We start from the raw sequence: 15,252 nt of genomic DNA, 5'->3' as shown, positions 1-15,252 counted from the left end.
GCCGAGAGCTTGGAGTTCCATGCCCAGCAAAGCTGTGGATCGCGCGCGCGCGATCGCCGACGAGCCGTTCCAGATCGCCGGCACCACGTCGGCCGTCGGCGGCGGCTCGGGCGGCTTCGTCGCCTCCCTCGCCGAGATCCTGCGGCACCGCGAGCTGCTCCGCCTGCTCGTGGGGCGCGAGCTGAAGTCGCGCTACAAGGACAGCAGCCTGGGCTTCGTCTGGAGCCTCGTCCGGCCGCTGATCATGCTTCTCATCTACTACGTGGCGATCGGCCAGATCCTCGGCGCCTCTCGCGGCGTCCCGAACTTCGCGATCTTCGTCTTCTCGGGGCTCACCCTCTGGGGCCTGTTCAGCGAGATCGTGACCGCGGGCACCACGTCGATCCTCGGCAACGGCGGACTGATCAAGAAGGTGTACCTGCCGCGGGAGATCTTCCCGGTGGCGGCCATCGGCTCGGCCCTCTTCAACTTCGGTGTGCAGTTCGTCGTCCTGATCGCGGGAGCCGTCCTCACGGGCTCGCTGATCTTCGGCGTCCAGCTCCTCTACATCGTGCCCGCGCTGGCGATCGTGCTCGTGTACGGCCTCGCGCTGGCCCTGGCCCTCTCGGCCCTCAACGTCTACCTCCGCGACGTCCAGTTCCTCGTCGAGGTGGGGCTGCAGATCTTCTTCTGGCTCTCCCCCATCGTCTACGCGTGGAACTTCGTCGTCGCCGCCTCCACCGGAGCGGGCCACGGCTGGGCCGAGCAGCTCTACCTGATCAACCCGATCTCGAACGCGATCCTCGCCTTCCAGCGCGCGATCTGGGGAGACGGCTCGCGCGTCAGCATCATCGACGGCAACGAGATCGCCCCCCAGGTGTGGCCGCCGGACATGGAGCTGCGCCTTCTCATCGTCCTCGTCGTCGGGCTGGTGTTCGTGTGGATCGGCCACCGGATCTTCCGCCGCCTCGAGGGCAACTTCGCCCAGGAGATCTGATCGTGACCCTCACCAGCAAGCAGGAGTCCGTGCCCGCCTCCTCCGGCACCCCGACCGTCGTCCGGGTGCGCAACGCCTCCAAGCGCTTCGTCATCCGCAAGGACAAGTCGTTCAAGGAGCGGATCGTCAACTTCGGCCGCGGGCGCAAGCACCGCGACGAGTTCTGGGCGCTCCGCGACGTCGACCTCGAGATCCCCCTGGGCTCGACCGTCGGCCTCATCGGCGCGAACGGCTCGGGCAAGAGCACCCTCCTCAAGCTCATCGGCGGCATCGTGCAGCCGACGACCGGCACCGTGGAGCGCCGCGGGCGCCTCGCCGCGCTCCTCGAGCTCGGAGCGGGCTTCCACCCCGACCTCACCGGGCGCGAGAACGTCTACCTCAACGGCGCGATCCTCGGACTCTCGCGCAGCGAGCTGGACAGCAAGTTCGACTCGATCGTCGACTTCTCCGAGATCGCCGAGTTCATCGACACCCAGGTCAAGTTCTACTCGTCGGGCATGTACGTGCGGCTCGCCTTCGCTATCGCGATCCACACCGATCCCGACCTGCTGCTGGTCGACGAGGTGCTCGCCGTCGGCGACGAGCCGTTCCAGCGCAAGTGCATGGACCGCATCCGCGCCTTCCAGCGCGCGGGGAAGACCATCGTGCTGGTCACCCACTCGCTCGAGCAGGTCGGCGAGCTCTGCGACCGCACCATCGTCCTCGAGAAGGGCACCGTCGTCTTCGACGGCGAGACCTCCGAGGGACTCCAGGTCCTCCGCGAGAGCTTCGAGGACCGTCGGGCCGCCCGCCAGGAGCGCGAGGCCGAGGCCGCCGAGGCCGCGGACGAGCCCGCCCCCCAGCTCATCGAGATCCTGGGCTGCCGACTGCGCGGCGGATCGATCGAGCACGGCGGCACGGTCGTCCGCAGCGGCGAGACCCTCGAGTTCGACGTCACGGTGCGCACCAGCCGCCCGGTCGACGACTGGAACATCGGCATGGGCATCGACACCCCCCTCGGCCAGCGCGTCTTCGGGACGAACACCGAGCGCATCGGCACGCCGCTGAGCGCGGTCGACGGAGAGATGACGGTCACGTTCACCCTCCCCGACCTGCACCTCGGCGCCGGCAACTACGCCGTGCACGCCTCCTCGGCCACCTTCTCGCAGGGCGAGACCATGCGGATCCCGGTCGCCGCGACCTTCACGGTCGAGCGGGCCTCCGTGCACGACGGCGTCGTCGACATCGACTCCACCGTCCGCCTCAGCAGGCCGTGACCGCGCGGCGCCGCCGCCTCCTGGTCGACGCGACCGCCCTCGCGGCGCCGCGCCTGACCGGGGTCGGCCGCGTCCTGCTCGGCCTGCTGCACGCGCTGGACACCGACGCGACCGCCGCAGACGTCGAGGTGCTCCTCGTCGTGCCGGCGAGCGAGGCGGGCTCGATCGAGCGCTTCGGCTTCCGTACGCTGCGCGTCCGACCGGTGCCGCTGCCCCGGCCGGTGTGGAGCGCACTGACCCGACTGCCCGCGCCCGGGATCGACCTCCTGCTCGGCCGCGGCGCCTACTTCTTCCCGAACTTCCGGAGCTGGCCGCTCGCCCGCTCCCGCTCGCTCACCTTCGTGCACGACGTCTGCTTCGCTGTGATGCCCGAGCTCGTTCCTCGCGAGCGCCGAGAGCTGCTGTCGCGGTCGGTGCCCCGGTGGATCCGGCGCAGCGATCTGGTCCTGACCGGCACCCCGTCGTCCGCAGCCGAGGTCGAGAGCGCTCTGGGCGTCGCTCCCGAGCGCGTCCGCGTGCTGCCGACCACGATCGACGCCGACCTCTTCCATGCCCGCGGGGAGGAGGAGGTGGCGCGGGTCCGCGCGCAGCACGGGCTCGGGTCCTACCTGCTCTTCGTCGGATCGATCGAGCGCCGCAAGAACCTCGTCACCCTGGTGGACGCGTACCGGCAGGCCGAGCGGCCGGAGAACCACACACTGCTCCTGGTCGGCGGGGACGGCTGGGACAACGAGGACGTCCACTCCGCCGTCGCCCGCGCGGTCGCCGCAGGAGCCGACGTGCGCTTCGCCTCCTCCTACGTCGCCGACGAGGATCTGCCGGCCCTGCTCACGGGCGCCGACGCCGTCGCCATGCCCTCCTGGCACGAGGGCTTCGGCCTGCCCGCCCTCGAGGCCGTCGCCTGCGGCACTCCGGTGCTCGCGGCAGACATCCCCGGCCTCCGCGACGCGCTCGCCGGGCGGGAGTCCGCCGCCGTCTTCATCGACCCGGCGGACCGCACCGGGTGGTCGGCCGCGATCGGAGAGGCGCTGCGCCGCCCCCGGCGACTCGCACCGGAGCCCATCCCGGGGTGGGACCGCACCGCCCGGCGCCTGCTCGAGCTGGCCTTCGATGACCGCTGATCAGCGCCGGGTCGTGAACAGCAGCCAGCGCCCGGAGGCGGAGGCGACCTCGGGCTCGACGTCCCCCGTCGCCGCCTCGACGTAGGCCCGCCAGCCGTCGGGGTCGTCGGTGTAGCCGGCTGTGTCCACGTAGACGGCGCAGGCGCCGCTGCCCGCCACCGCGTCGGCGAACTCCGCGGGGTCGTCGACGTCGCCCCAGACGTCCCAGCCGTAGGTGCCCTCCACAGCCCCGTAGCTCCAGCGGAGGCGTCCCTCCTCGGTCGCGAGGTAGGGCAGCGCCTCGTCGTAGTCGGAGAGCGCTCCGATCCGCCCGCTGTCGGGGAAGCTCTTCAGGGGGAGCTCCACCACTCCGCAGCCGTCGTCCAGCTGCGCGTCGGCCTCCGACACGAACGAGCGCATCTCGGAGTCGTCGGTCGGAGCGATCGGCACCGCGGCCGATACTCCGGCCAGCTGATCGACCACGGCGACGGCGGCGAGCAGCGCCGCCACGAGGATCCGGACACCGCCACGGGCCGTGATCCGATCGAGCAGGAGCGCGAGCACGCCGAGGACGAGGACCGCGATGACGATCGACATCCGCGCCCACGCACGGATCGTCGGCCCCGCCACCAGCGAGACCACGACGCCCAGGCCCGTCACCGTGTAGAAGAGGAGCGCGGCCAGTGTCGCCACGGCGAGGACGCGCACGCGGGCGTCCGAGAAGAACCGGCCGACCGCGGTCGCACGGAGCGCCCGTCCGCCGCCGAGCGCGGTGATCGGGAGCGCCACGAGCGTGATCAGGAGCGCGACGCTGGCGAGGATCGAGAACCCGGGCGGCTCCGTCGTCGGCGCCACGCCGGACTGGCCCGCGTAGGTGTTCAGCAGGCCGTACCCCTGCGGCAGCCCGGTCCCCGACCAGGGCAGGCCCAGCAGCACCAGCTTGCCGGCGTAGGCCTCCGACTCCCCCACGGTCCGCGACGTGAAGTACGGGCTGTAGCGCTCCCCGAAGTCGAGCGAGAGCAGCAGCAGCGAGAGCCCGACGAACACGCCGAGCGCGAGGATCGGCACCGACGAGACCGCGAGCACGCGCAGCCGCTCGCGGGAGAGGAGCCCGGCGGCCGTGCTCACCGCCCAGGTCGCTCCGAGGACCAGGACCGCGAAGACGTAGTAGTAGCCGCCCGTGCTCGCCACCAGGAGCCCGAGCACGACTCCCGGGACGACGGAGCGCAGCACGCGGCTCCTCCGCGTCGCGCCCCGCTCGGACCAGGCTCGGAGAGGATCGGTGCGCGGTCCGGCGACCATCAGCACCATCACGCCCAGGAGCGGGATGGCCCAGTAGTTGGCGAGGAACGCGTGGCCGAATCCGATCCGGAGGAAGTGGTACGGCAGCAGCGACAGCAGGACCGCGGAGAACGCCGCGACCCAGGGCCGCGTGCGGAGGGCGCGGAAGAACACGTAGCCGCTGACGGCGACCGTCGCGAACGTGCCCAGGTAGAAGACGTTCAGGAGCGTCGTCCCGTCGCGCACCACGAGGGCCAGGACCGACACGGCGAGGGCGGAGGCGACGTCGAACTGCGCGCTGAAGAAGGCGTTGAACCCGTCGGGGAAGCCGAGCGCCGCGTTGCCGTCGAACGGGAACGCCTGCGTGGCGCTGGTGAAGAGCGTGTAGTGCAGGATCTGGTCGTCGCCGCCCACGGTCCAGCGGGCCGTCAGGTCCTGCGGCCCGATCCCGAGCGCGAGCACGGCGGCGACGACCGAGACGAGGGCGGCGACGAGGGCCCATCCGAGCTCGACGAGCGTCCGGCGCCGCCGACTCGCCGTCCGCGGGCCGCGCACGTCAGTAGCCGCGCTCACGGCGCTGCTCCTCCACGCTGGTCTGGACGATCCGGTTCAGCTCGGTCTCGCCGTCGGTGCCCGCGTAGTCGTAGATGTCGAACCCCCCGCAGGCGACGATATCGGAGGGAGCGCCGAGCGTCCCGCGCGCGAGCCCCGCCCAGTCGGGCGAGCGGTCGGCCAGGACGAAGCTGTACTGCCGGTCGCGGTAGTCGCTCAGGTTGTTCATCCACAGCTGCACCGTGAAGTCGAAGTTGACCTGCTGGACGTGCAGCGAGGCCGGCCCGTAGAGGTCCAGCGGCCGCGTGGACCAGAACGAGCCGACGCCCGCGAGCTCGCGGCCGTCGATCCAGCGCTCCAGGCAGTCGGCGTCCGGGTCCGATCGCGCCTCGGCCGCCGCGGAGGCGACCGCCGTTGTGGCCGGCACGGCGGCGACGACGAGGCCTGCGGCGGCCAGCGGGGCGACGACGCGGACGACCGGCGCCAGCCGCGCGCCCGCAGCACGCCGGTGCGCCGCCGCGGCGCCGATCAGGGCGATCACGACCACGGTCGCGGTCACCGGGATCGGCATCAGGTAGCGGCTGACCGAGCTGCCGGTGAAGACCTGCACCACCAGGAGCACCGCCGTCTGCGCCGGCAGGAACGCGCACACCGCGAAGCGCGCACGGGCCGCCTCGTCGAGGGCGGCTCCCCGCGCCAGTCGGGCGACACCGGCCACGACGACGGCGAGGGCCGCCAGCAGCAGCAGACCCAGCAGCGCCACCTCGAGCTTGCCGATCAGCGGCGCCTTCAGCACCAGGAACTGCACGATCAGGTCGTCCAGGGCCGTCCCGGCGAGCGGCAGCCGGAGGTACCCGCCGGCGTCGGTCCCGATCAGGAAGCCGAGCGGGATCCGCAGCGCGGCCCCGAGCGCGGCGGCCCCGAGGACCGTTCCCGCGACGATCAGCACCGCTCGGGGAGCAGCGAGAGCGAGCACCAGCAGCACGACGAGGACCACCAGCAGGGGGCCGACGAACTGCACGAGGAGGAGCGGATCGGAGAGGGTCGTCGCGGCGACGGCCGCTCCGACCAGGAGCAGCGGACGCGCCGCCGGACGGCGCTCGCGCAGCGCGCCCACAGCGACGGCGAGCCCGGCGAGGCCTGTGAGCACCGCGCCGTAGTAGTAGGTCGTGAGGAGGAAGGTGGTCGCCAGGGCCCCCTCGTTGTTGAGCGCGCGGCCCTCCGTCAAGCAGAGCACCAGCAGCACGGCGATGCCGGCGAGCGCGGCCGCGGGCCGCAGCCGGCGGTGCCGGTCCGCGACGAGCCGTCGCGCGAGCATCCGGAGCACGCCGTAGAGGAGAACGACGTTGAGCACGGCGTTGACCGCGAGCGCCGCCGCGGGATCGCCACCGGTCAGCAGCCACGCGACGCCGAAGACGGGGAGCTCGGGGAAGAGGAAGAGCTGGCTCGTCATCACCCACGCCGCCGGGCGGCCCTCGGCGAAGGACTGCAGGATCAGCGGCAGCGCCAGCGAGTCGCCGTCGCGGAAGAGCAGCGGCCGCCACGGCGTGCCGACCATGAATCCGAGCACGAGCAGGGTCCCGCTGACGACGACGGCGAGGGCGGCGAGCTCGAGGAGGGCCCTCCGGGTCCGAGGGGATCCCGTCGGACCCGCCGTCACCGGTGCTTCCCGCCGAACCGGATGGCCAGGACGAGCAGGAGGTTCTTCAGGAGGGTGTCGCTCGGGATCTTGGAGTTGCCGACCGTGCGGTCGAGGAAGACGATCGGGATCTCCTTCACTCCGCGGGCCCGGCGCAGCGCCCGGTACTTGAGCACGATCTGGAAGCCGTAGCCGGCTGCGCGGATCGTCTCGAGGTGGAGGGTGCGCAGGAGGTCCGCGCTGAAGAGGTTGAAGCCGCCGGTCCAGTCGGTGATCTTCGAGCCGAGGAAGAGGCGCGTGTAGAGGTTGCCGCCACCGCTCAGCAGCTTGCGGTCGAGCGTCCAGTCGGGAGTGCCCCCGCCCGCGATGTAGCGGGAGGCGACCACGAAGTCGGCGCCCGCGCGCACCTCGCGGAGGAAGGCGTCGATGTAGTCCGGGTCGTGCGAGAGGTCGGCGTCCATCTGCAGCAGGTAGTCGTAGCGGCGCTCGGCCGCGAGGAGGTGCTGGAAGGCCCAGATGTACGCCGCGCCGAGCCCCTCCTTCTTCTCGCGCGACAGCACGAGGACCTCGAAGGTGTCGGATCCGAGCTCGGCCGCGAGCTCGCGCGCGCGGTCCGCGGTGCCGTCGGGGGAGCTGTCGTCGATGACGGCGACGGTCACGTGGAAGTCGGGGTTGCGGGACGCCGCGAGCGCGACCCGCGGCAGCGCCGTCGCGATGTTCGCGACTTCGTTGTAGGTGGGGACGACGACGGCGAGGGAGCGCATGAGGCGGGGAGGATCCGTTCTTCCGGTGCACCGGCTGACCGGTGAGAGCCCTGCGAGTATAACGAGGCGGTGCTCGCGAGCCTCCGAGCGCGCCCCGCGGCCCGCCGCCCCGCCCGCGCACTCTCTCAGGAACATGGCACCGGCCGTTCGACCGCCCGGCAGGGCTCCGCGGTTACGATGGACGACAGTGCACGGCGGTTCACCCCTTGTTCGCCTGCCCCGATGGACGCCCGTCGGAGCCCGACGGTCGGGCATCGACGCCAGAGGGGGACGGGAAAGAGCACCGCAGATGAAGAGACTCCTCGAATCGCAGAAGGTCCGCTTCCTCATCGCGGGCTGCACCAACACGGCGATCGACTTCCTCATCCTCAACACGCTCGTGCTCCTGCTCGGTCTGCCGACCCTCGTCGCCAACGTCTTCTCCGTCCTGGTCGGCATCACGATCTCGTACGCGCTGAACCACTTCTTCGTCTTCCGCCACCCGGGCAGGGTCTCGGTCGCCACGTTCGCGAAGTTCTTCCTCGTCACCGGGTTCAGCTCGCTGGTCCTGCAGTCGGCGATCATCTACGGCTTCGAGGTCTTCTTCGACACCCGCTTCGGCAACTCGCTGCTCTTCCTCCCCAGCTCCGGCGAGAACGCCTTCCTCGCGATCAACATCGCCAAGGCCGTCGCCGTCCTCGTGGGACTGGTGTGGAACTTCTGCATGTACAAGTTCGTCGTCTTCCGCCGTCCGGCGCACGATGCTCTGCCCGCGATCGAGACGGTCTCCCCCGCCGCCGTGGCCGTCAGCACCGAGCCCGTCGACATCGTCCGCTGAGGGCCGCAGGCTCCCGGGCACCGCTCGAGCCGCGTGCTAGCCTCGTCGAGTTCTTCCGACGGGGCACTCCTCCCGTCGACGCCGCACCACCCGGAGGCTCCCATCGCCCGCTCGACGTTGCCCATCGCGGTCGTCGTCGTCACCCACTTCTCGGGTGAGGTCCTCCGCGCGTGCCTCGAGTCCGTGCCGGAGGCGACGGAGCACGACGTGCGCATCGTGGTGGTCGACAACCTGACCACGGACGACTCCGTCCGCAGCGTCGTCGAGCGCCTGCCCCACGTCGAGTTCCACGAGACCGGGCAGAACCTCGGCTACGGCCGGGCCGTCAACTACGCGGTCGACCGCCTCGGGCCCGAGGTCGAGTGGATCCTGGTGACCAACCCGGACACGGTCTTCCTCCCCGGCTCGATCGACGCACTCTACGCCGCCGCGACGGCGGACGACCGGATCGGCTCGATCGGGCCGCGGATCCTCGACTCCGACGGCACGATCTACCCCTCCGCCCGCGCTCTGCCCTCGCTCGGCACGGGCGTCGGGCACGCCGTCTTCGCCCACGTCTGGCCCGGCAACCCGTGGTCGGCGACCTACCGGCGCTCGCGCGCGGTCGAGACCCTCCGCCACGGCCGGATGGAGGCGGGCTGGCTCTCCGGCGCCTGCGTGATGGTGCGCCGCACGGCCTTCGAGGAGATCGGCGGGTTCGACGACCGCTACTTCATGTACTTCGAGGACGTCCAGCTGGGCGACTCGCTCGGACAGCGCGGCTGGACCAACGTCTACCTCGCCGACGCGGTCGTCTCCCACCTCGGCGGGCACTCCACCCGCCTGGCCTCGGCGCGGATGCTCGCGGTCCACCACCGCAGCGCCTACCTCTACCTCGCGCAGAAGTACGGCGCCTGGTATCAGGCGCCGATTCGCGCGGCGGTCCGCGCCGGGCTGGGCGCCCGGGTCGCGCTGATGCGCCTGCGCTCGAAGAGCTGATCCGCTCCGATCGGGCGGGCCGCCTGGCCGGCGCCGGGCGGCCCGCCCACCGGATCGGCGGTCAGGACGCGGAGTCGAGCTCCGTGTAGAAGGCCCGCGCCTCGTCCCAGGTCGGCAGCAGGCCCTGCGCCTCGGCCTCGGCCAGCGTCGGTGCGTCGGTGTCCTTCGGCGAGAGGAGCAGCTCGCCGGCCTCCTCCGGGAAGCGCAGGCCGATCTGCTCGTCGAGCGGGTCGATCCCCTTCTCCCGCACCGGGTCGAAGGTGGCGTTCACGAGGTACGAGACCACGGCGCCCTCGGTCAGCGCCACGAAGGCGTGCGCGACCCCCTCGGCGATGTAGACGGAGCGGCGGTCGACGTCGTCGAGCAGGATCGACTCCCAGCGCCCGAAGGTCGGCGACCCGACGCGCACGTCGATCACGTAGTCGAGGACCGCGCCGGAGAAGCACGAGACGTACTTGGCCTGCGACGGCGGGATCTGCGCGAAGTGGATGCCGCGGACGGTGCCGCGCCGCGAGACGGAGGTGTTGCCCTGCCGCAGCGAGAGCGGGTGCCCGACCTTCTCGGCCAGGCGGTCGAAGCGGTAGAACTCGTAGAAGACCCCGCGATCGTCGGGGAACTGGCGCGGAGTCACTTCGTAGACGTCGGGGATGTCGAGCTCTCGGATCTGCACGGTCGCCAGTGTAACGACGGCGTGTCACGGGCCCGCGACGCCCCTCTGCGCCACCCGGCGGCGTGCCGGAGCGCCGACCGTCGGCCGACGGACCGCTCGGGCATGATGAGGAGGTGACCTTCCTCATCACGGGCGCCTCCGGCATGCTCGGCACCGACCTGCGCGCGGCCCTCGGCTCCCGCCCCAGCACCGCCCTCGGCCGCTCCGACCTCGACGTGACCGACCTCGACGCCGTGCGCGCCGCCGTCGCGGGACACGACGCCGTGGTGAACTGCGCCGCGTACACCCGCGTCGACGACGCCGAGACCGACGAGGAGGAGGCGCACCGCGTCAACGCCGTCGGAGCGCGCAACCTCGCCCTCGCCACCGCCGAGACGGGAGCCGCACTCGTGCAGGTCTCCACCGACTACGTCTTCGACGGCTCCGCGACGACCCCCTACTCCGAGGACCACCCCCGGAACCCGATCTCGGCCTACGGCCGCACGAAGGCCGAGGGCGAGCGCCTGGTGCTCGAGGCCAACCCGGAGCGCGGGTACGTCGTCCGCACGGCCTGGCTCTACGGCGAGCACGGCGGCAACTTCGCGAAGACGATGGTGCGACTGGCGGGCGCGCACGAGACGCTGACCGTGGTCGACGACCAGCACGGCCAGCCCACCTGGACCGCCGACCTCGCCGCGCGCCTGATCGAGCTGGTCGACGCGGAGGCCCCGGCCGGCGTCTACCACGGCACCAGCTCCGGCGAGACGACCTGGCTCGGCTTCGCCCGTGCCGTCTTCGCCAAGGCGGGCCTCGATCCCGAGCGCCTGCGCCCGACCGACAGCGGCTCGTTCGTCCGCCCCGCTCCGCGTCCGGCCTACTCGGTCCTCGGACACGACGGCTGGAGCCGGGCGGGCCTGCCGCCGTTGCGCTCCTGGCAGGACGCGCTCGCCGCCGCACCCCTCGAGGCGGTGACCCCGTGACCACCACCCTCCGCGTCGTCGTCGACCAGATGCTCGCCCGCGTGCCCGGCGGCATCGGCCGCTACACCGAGGAGCTCACCCGCGAGCTGATCGCGACGGCTCCCCGCGACTGCGAGGTGGAGGCCGTCGTCTCCGCCCACCCGCCCGAGAAGGAGGAGGAGCTGCGCCTGCGCCTGCCCGGCCTCGCGCGCATCCACCGGCTGCCGCTCGGGCGCCGCGAGCTCTCGCGCGCCTGGCAGTACGGGATCGCCATCCCGGCCGGCGGCGGCATGATGCACGCCCCGAGCCTCTTCGCTCCGCTGCGCAGCCACGACGGGAGCGAGGGCCAGCAGATCGCCGTCACGATCCACGACACGGTGCCGTGGACACATCCCGAGACTCTCACCCCGCACGGCGCGAAGTGGCACCGGGCGATGGCCAAGCGCGCCCGCAAGCACGCGGACGCCGTCGTCGTCCCCACCCACGCGGTCGCCCACCAGCTCTCCCAGCTGATGGACTTCGGCGATCGACTGCGCGTGATCGGCGGAGCCGTCGGCTCCGGCCTGGTCGTGACGGAGGACGCCGACGAGCGCGCCACGGCGCTGGGCCTCCCCCCGGAGTACGTGCTGAGCGTCGGCACGCTGGAGCCGCGCAAGGGCCTGGTCTCGCTGATCGCGGCTTTCGGAGGAGCGTCCGCGCCGGCGATCCCGCTGCTCCTGGTCGGCCCGACCGGCTGGGGCGACCTCGATGTGGCCTCCGTCGCCGATGAGCAGGGCCTCGACGAGACGCGCGTGCGCGCCCTGGGAGTCCTCAGCGACGCCGACCTCGCCGTCGTCCTCTCCCGTGCCACGCTCTTCGTCTACCCGAGCATCGCCGAGGGCTTCGGCCTGCCCGTGCTCGAGGCGATGCACTTCGGAGTGCCGGTGGTGCACTCCGACGACCCCGCGCTGATGGAGGTCGCCGCGGACGCCGGCGTCGCCGTCGAGCGCGGCGACGCGAAGGACTACCCGGACCGCCTCGCCCTCGCCATGAGCAGCGTGCTCGCCGACACCGGTCTGCGCGAGCGGATGTCGGTGGCCGGCCGCGACCGCTCCCGCGCCTTCAGCTGGCGCGACTCCGCGGAGCGCGTCTGGGCGCTGCACGCCGACCTCTGAGGCGTGCGGCACCCGGCCGTCTACGGCGCGGAGTCGCCCGACAGTCCGGCACTCACCAGCGAGTGCACGACGTCGTAGTCCGGGTCCTCCGGGTCGACGGCCGGCGGGACCAGCTCGATCGGATCCACCGGCTGCGACTTCGTCTTGAGCCCCAGCTGGACGAAGTAGCCGAGCATCCCCTGCGGGACGTCCGTCTTGATGACCTGGGACCCGGCGGACGCGACGTCCTGGAACTTGGCGAGGACGTTGCCCGGCTCGAACTGGGCGAGCAGCGCCTCCTGCACCTGCCGCTGGCGCGCCATCCGGTCGTAGTCGCTCGTGGTGTAGCGAGACCGGGCGTAGGCGAGGGCCTGCTCGCCGTTGAAGTGCCAGTGCCCGGGATCGATCCACTGGTTGACGCCCTGCATCACGCCGTCGGAGTCGGGCAGCCCGCCCAGGGGCAGCGGCTCGTCGGCCACGTAGTCGATGTCGATGCCGCCGAGCGCGTCGATCAGCTGGGCGAAGCCCTCCATGTCGATCAGCGCGTAGTACTGGATCCTCAGATCGAGGATGCCCTCGACCGCGTCGCGCATCGCCTCGATGCCGGGCTCGCTGCCGTGGTCGACGGCGTCGGGGTAGAGCTCCGGGTGCTTCAGCTCGACCTCGGTGTAGACCGAGTTGAGCTTGCAGACGTCGACGGCGCAGTTGTCGGTGTCGTAGCCGTCGGGATAGAGCTCGTGCATCGGGCTGGTCTCGGGGAACGGGAAGTCGACGAACTCGCGCGAGACGCCGATGATCGAGGCCTTGCCGCTCGACGCGTCGATGCTGACCACCGAGATGCTGTCGGGGCGCAGACCGTCGCGGTCCTCCCCCGCGTCGCCGCCGAGGAGCATCACGTTGTAGCGGCCGTCGATCGGCTGCTCGATCGCTCCGCCGCCGAAGATCGACGACAGCGTCCCCCGGGTCACGCCGAGCAGGTAGGTGCCGTAGGCGGTGGTGCCGACCGAGACCGCCATCAGCGCGATCGTCGCGAACGCGAGCACGCCGCGCATCCGCGGGCGCACCCGGACGACGCGGATCAGGCGGAGGGTGTCGAGCGTCAGCACGGCCCAGACCACCCCGTAGACGACGAGCGCGGCCTGGAGCGCGAGCATCGAGAGGTCGAAGGTCGCGAGCGTGTAGAGGCCGGTCGGGAAGACGAAGTAGAGGAGCACCGCGACCAGGAGGGCGACCCAGAGCCCGAGGGTGAAGCCGAGCCCCAGGCGCCCGAGCCGGCGGTTGCCCGCGAGGACCTGAGCGGACCCGGGCACCAGCAGGTTGACGATCAGCAGCCACCACGCCCGCCGCGTCATGAAGGCGCGGGAGGCGACGTCCGGGTGCCGCAGCGGCAGGGCGACGGCCGTCACAGGCCCGCCACCAGGGCGTCGTTCTTCGCGGCGACCTGCACCTCGAGGTCGGCGGCGAAGGCGTCGAGCGCTGCGGAGAGGGCGTCGTCCGCGGTCGCGAGGATCTTCACCGCGAGCAGTCCGGCGTTCCGCGCTCCGCCGATGGAGACGGTGGCGACGGGGACGCCCGCGGGCATCTGCACGATCGAGAGGAGGGAGTCGAGCCCGTCGAGTCGGGCGAGCGGGACCGGCACTCCGACGACGGGGAGCGAGGTCACGGCGGCGAGCATGCCGGGGAGGTGGGCGGCTCCGCCCGCCCCGGCGATGACGACCTTCAGGCCGCGGCCGCGGGCCTCGCGTCCGTACGCGATCATCGCCTCCGGGGTGCGGTGCGCGGAGACGACGCGGACCTCGTGCGCCACGCCGAACTCGGCGAGGACGGCGGACGCCGCCTGCATGACGGACCAGTCCGAGTCCGAGCCCATCACGACGCCGACGAGCGGCGCGGGCCCGTTCACGAGCGCGTCCGCGCTCACGAGAGGGCTCCGGCAGGGGTCGGGGAGGTCGGCAGGCTCGTCACGGCGACCATCGTACGGGTCAGTCCGTGAGAACGGCCGCCGCCGCGCGAGCCTCGTAGACCACGAGGTCGAGGTCGTCGCCGGTGGCGTTCACGTGCCCGACCTTGCGGCCCGGTCGCGGCTCCTTGCCGTAGTTGTGCACCTTCACGCCCGGATGATCGGCGAGCACCCGCGGGTAGCGGTCGGTCAGCGACTCCCCCACCGGGCCGCCGAGCACGTTGACCATCACGGTCCACGGATCCCGGCAGCCCGTCGCGCCGAGCGGCAGGTCGAGGACCGCGCGCAGGTGCTGCTCGAACTGCGACGTGGTCGATCCGTCCATCGTCCAGTGGCCGCTGTTGTGCGGGCGCATGGCCAGCTCGTTGACCAGGATCCGGTCGTCCGTCGTCTCGAACAGCTCGACGGCCAGGACGCCGGTGACCCCGAGGCTGTCGGCGATCGTCTGCGCGATCTCGGCCGCGGCGGCTGCGAGCCGGCCGGCGGACGCGGGGGCCGGAGCGATCACCTCGGCGCAGACGCCGTCGCGCTGCACGGACTCCACCACCGGCCAGAGGATGCTCTCGCCGGAGGGACGCCGGGCGACGAGCTGCGCGAGCTCGCGGCGGAAGCCCACCAGCTCCTCGACCAGGAGCGAGCCGCCCCGGCCGTCCTCGGCGAGGGCGGTGAACCAGTCGTCCGCCTCGTGGGCGCCGCGCACCACGCGAACGCCCTTGCCGTCGTAGCCGCCGCGCGCGGTCTTCACCACGGCGCTGCCGCCGTGCTCGGCCAGGAACTCCCCCAGCTCCTCGGCGGAGGAGACCTCGGCCCACTCGGGCACGGGCACGCCGAGCTCGGTCAGGCGGCGCCGCATCATCAGCTTGTCCTGGGCGAACAGCAGGGCGTCGGGCCCGGGGTGCACGGCGACGCCGCGGGCGACGAGCTCGCGGAGGATCGGCTGGGGAACGTGCTCGTGGTCGAACGTGACCACGTCCACGGTCTCGGCGAAGGCGAGCACGGTCGCCTCGTCGCGGTGGTCGCCGACCCGTGTCGCGGCGAGCCCCGCCGGGGCGCCCTCGCTCTCGGCGAGCACGGCGATCTCGATGCCGAGCTCCACCGCCGCGGGGATCATCATCCGAGCGAGCTGGCCGCCCCCGATCACGCCGATGCGCATGGCGCTCCTCCGTCTCCGCCCGCTGGCGCGGGGCG

14 protein-coding genes are annotated in these 15,252 nt (G+C 72.2%); 7 read left to right on the top strand and 7 right to left on the bottom strand.

All coding sequences use genetic code 11. The features are described from left to right. Positions 1-19: 19 nt before the first annotated feature. From C5D50_RS09370 to C5D50_RS09360, 3 genes are read left to right on the top strand one after another with little or no spacing between them, the layout of a single operon-like run. Positions 20-976, top strand: coding sequence for an ABC transporter permease (locus C5D50_RS09370; protein ID WP_104223153.1), 957 nt, complete (start codon positions 20-22; stop codon positions 974-976). 2 nt (positions 977-978) lie between these two features. Further along, a complete protein-coding gene (locus C5D50_RS09365; protein WP_244229465.1) occupies positions 979-2,232 on the top strand; it encodes an ABC transporter ATP-binding protein in 1,254 nt (417 codons plus the stop codon). Continuing rightward, positions 2,229-3,353 (top strand): glycosyltransferase family 1 protein, encoded by a 1,125-nt coding sequence (locus C5D50_RS09360; protein WP_104283348.1) that lies wholly within the window; start codon positions 2,229-2,231, stop codon positions 3,351-3,353. The genes C5D50_RS09365 and C5D50_RS09360 overlap by 4 nt, the downstream gene beginning before the upstream one ends. On the opposite strand, the gene C5D50_RS09355 is transcribed toward C5D50_RS09360, so the two are convergent. From C5D50_RS09355 to C5D50_RS09345, 3 genes are read right to left on the bottom strand one after another with little or no spacing between them, the layout of a single operon-like run. Then, positions 3,354-5,186, bottom strand: a complete 1,833-nt coding sequence (locus C5D50_RS09355; RefSeq protein WP_146086911.1) for a hypothetical protein — start codon at positions 5,184-5,186, stop codon at positions 3,354-3,356. After that, complete coding sequence (locus C5D50_RS09350) at positions 5,170-6,825, bottom strand: hypothetical protein (RefSeq protein ID WP_104288994.1); 1,656 nt, start codon at positions 6,823-6,825, stop codon at positions 5,170-5,172. Before C5D50_RS09350 ends, C5D50_RS09355 begins: the two co-directional genes overlap by 17 nt. Further along, entirely contained in the window at positions 6,822-7,568 is a 747-nt protein-coding gene (locus tag C5D50_RS09345) for a polyprenol monophosphomannose synthase (RefSeq protein WP_104223157.1), read from the bottom strand. Before C5D50_RS09345 ends, C5D50_RS09350 begins: the two co-directional genes overlap by 4 nt. 289 nt (positions 7,569-7,857) lie before the next feature. Between C5D50_RS09345 and C5D50_RS09340 the strand changes: the two genes are divergently transcribed. Together C5D50_RS09340 and C5D50_RS09335 are read left to right on the top strand one after the other, a co-directional pair. Continuing rightward, a complete protein-coding gene (locus tag C5D50_RS09340; RefSeq protein WP_104223158.1) occupies positions 7,858-8,385 on the top strand; it encodes a GtrA family protein in 528 nt (175 codons plus the stop codon). A 117-nt stretch (positions 8,386-8,502) separates the two neighbouring features. After that, on the top strand, positions 8,503-9,363 hold the full coding sequence (locus C5D50_RS09335; RefSeq protein WP_258061235.1) for a glycosyltransferase family 2 protein: 861 nt from the start codon (positions 8,503-8,505) through the stop codon (positions 9,361-9,363). A 61-nt stretch (positions 9,364-9,424) separates the two neighbouring features. Here the strand turns inward: C5D50_RS09335 and C5D50_RS09330 are convergent, their stop codons facing one another. Then, complete coding sequence (locus tag C5D50_RS09330) at positions 9,425-10,033, bottom strand: dTDP-4-dehydrorhamnose 3,5-epimerase family protein (protein ID WP_104232821.1); 609 nt, start codon at positions 10,031-10,033, stop codon at positions 9,425-9,427. A gap of 113 nt (positions 10,034-10,146) precedes the next feature. On the opposite strand from C5D50_RS09330, the gene rfbD reads away from it, so the two are divergent. Both rfbD and C5D50_RS09320 read left to right on the top strand, forming a co-directional pair. Continuing rightward, positions 10,147-10,992, top strand: coding sequence for a dTDP-4-dehydrorhamnose reductase (rfbD, locus tag C5D50_RS09325; RefSeq protein WP_104283345.1), 846 nt, complete (start codon positions 10,147-10,149; stop codon positions 10,990-10,992). Continuing rightward, positions 10,989-12,125 carry a glycosyltransferase family 1 protein gene (locus tag C5D50_RS09320; RefSeq protein WP_258069588.1) on the top strand — a complete coding sequence of 379 codons (1,137 nt, stop codon included), beginning with the start codon at positions 10,989-10,991 and terminating at the stop codon, positions 12,123-12,125. Before rfbD ends, C5D50_RS09320 begins: the two co-directional genes overlap by 4 nt. A 20-nt stretch (positions 12,126-12,145) precedes the next feature. On the opposite strand, the gene C5D50_RS09315 is transcribed toward C5D50_RS09320, so the two are convergent. From C5D50_RS09315 to C5D50_RS09305, 3 genes are all read right to left on the bottom strand, one after another. Beyond that, positions 12,146-13,510 (bottom strand): LCP family protein, encoded by a 1,365-nt coding sequence (locus tag C5D50_RS09315; protein WP_258062765.1) that lies wholly within the window; start codon positions 13,508-13,510, stop codon positions 12,146-12,148. After that, positions 13,507-13,974, bottom strand: a complete 468-nt coding sequence (gene purE / locus C5D50_RS09310; protein WP_104249647.1) for a 5-(carboxyamino)imidazole ribonucleotide mutase — start codon at positions 13,972-13,974, stop codon at positions 13,507-13,509. The genes C5D50_RS09315 and purE overlap by 4 nt, the downstream gene beginning before the upstream one ends. A 112-nt stretch (positions 13,975-14,086) precedes the next feature. Next, positions 14,087-15,217 carry a 5-(carboxyamino)imidazole ribonucleotide synthase gene (locus C5D50_RS09305; RefSeq protein WP_104283344.1) on the bottom strand — a complete coding sequence of 377 codons (1,131 nt, stop codon included), beginning with the start codon at positions 15,215-15,217 and terminating at the stop codon, positions 14,087-14,089. Positions 15,218-15,252: the final 35 nt, after the last annotated feature.

The sequence above is a fragment of the Rathayibacter sp. RFBD1 genome (genome assembly GCF_002932915.1).
Classification (GTDB): Bacteria; Actinomycetota; Actinomycetes; order Actinomycetales; family Microbacteriaceae; genus Rathayibacter.
This window is presented reverse-complemented; position numbering and strand designations above follow the sequence as displayed.

Excerpts from the sequence above, each read along its gene's own strand:
- C5D50_RS09345 (WP_104223157.1), bottom strand. The coding sequence starts at position 7,568 with ATGCGCTCCCTCGCCGTCGTCGTCCCCACCTACAACGAAGTCGCGAAC.
- C5D50_RS09340 (WP_104223158.1), top strand. The coding sequence starts at position 7,858 with ATGAAGAGACTCCTCGAATCGCAGAAGGTCCGCTTCCTCATCGCGGGC.
- C5D50_RS09305 (WP_104283344.1), bottom strand. The coding sequence starts at position 15,217 with ATGCGCATCGGCGTGATCGGGGGCGGCCAGCTCGCTCGGATGATGATC.
- C5D50_RS09370 (WP_104223153.1), top strand. The coding sequence starts at position 20 with ATGCCCAGCAAAGCTGTGGATCGCGCGCGCGCGATCGCCGACGAGCCG.
- purE (WP_104249647.1), bottom strand. The coding sequence starts at position 13,974 with ATGGGCTCGGACTCGGACTGGTCCGTCATGCAGGCGGCGTCCGCCGTC.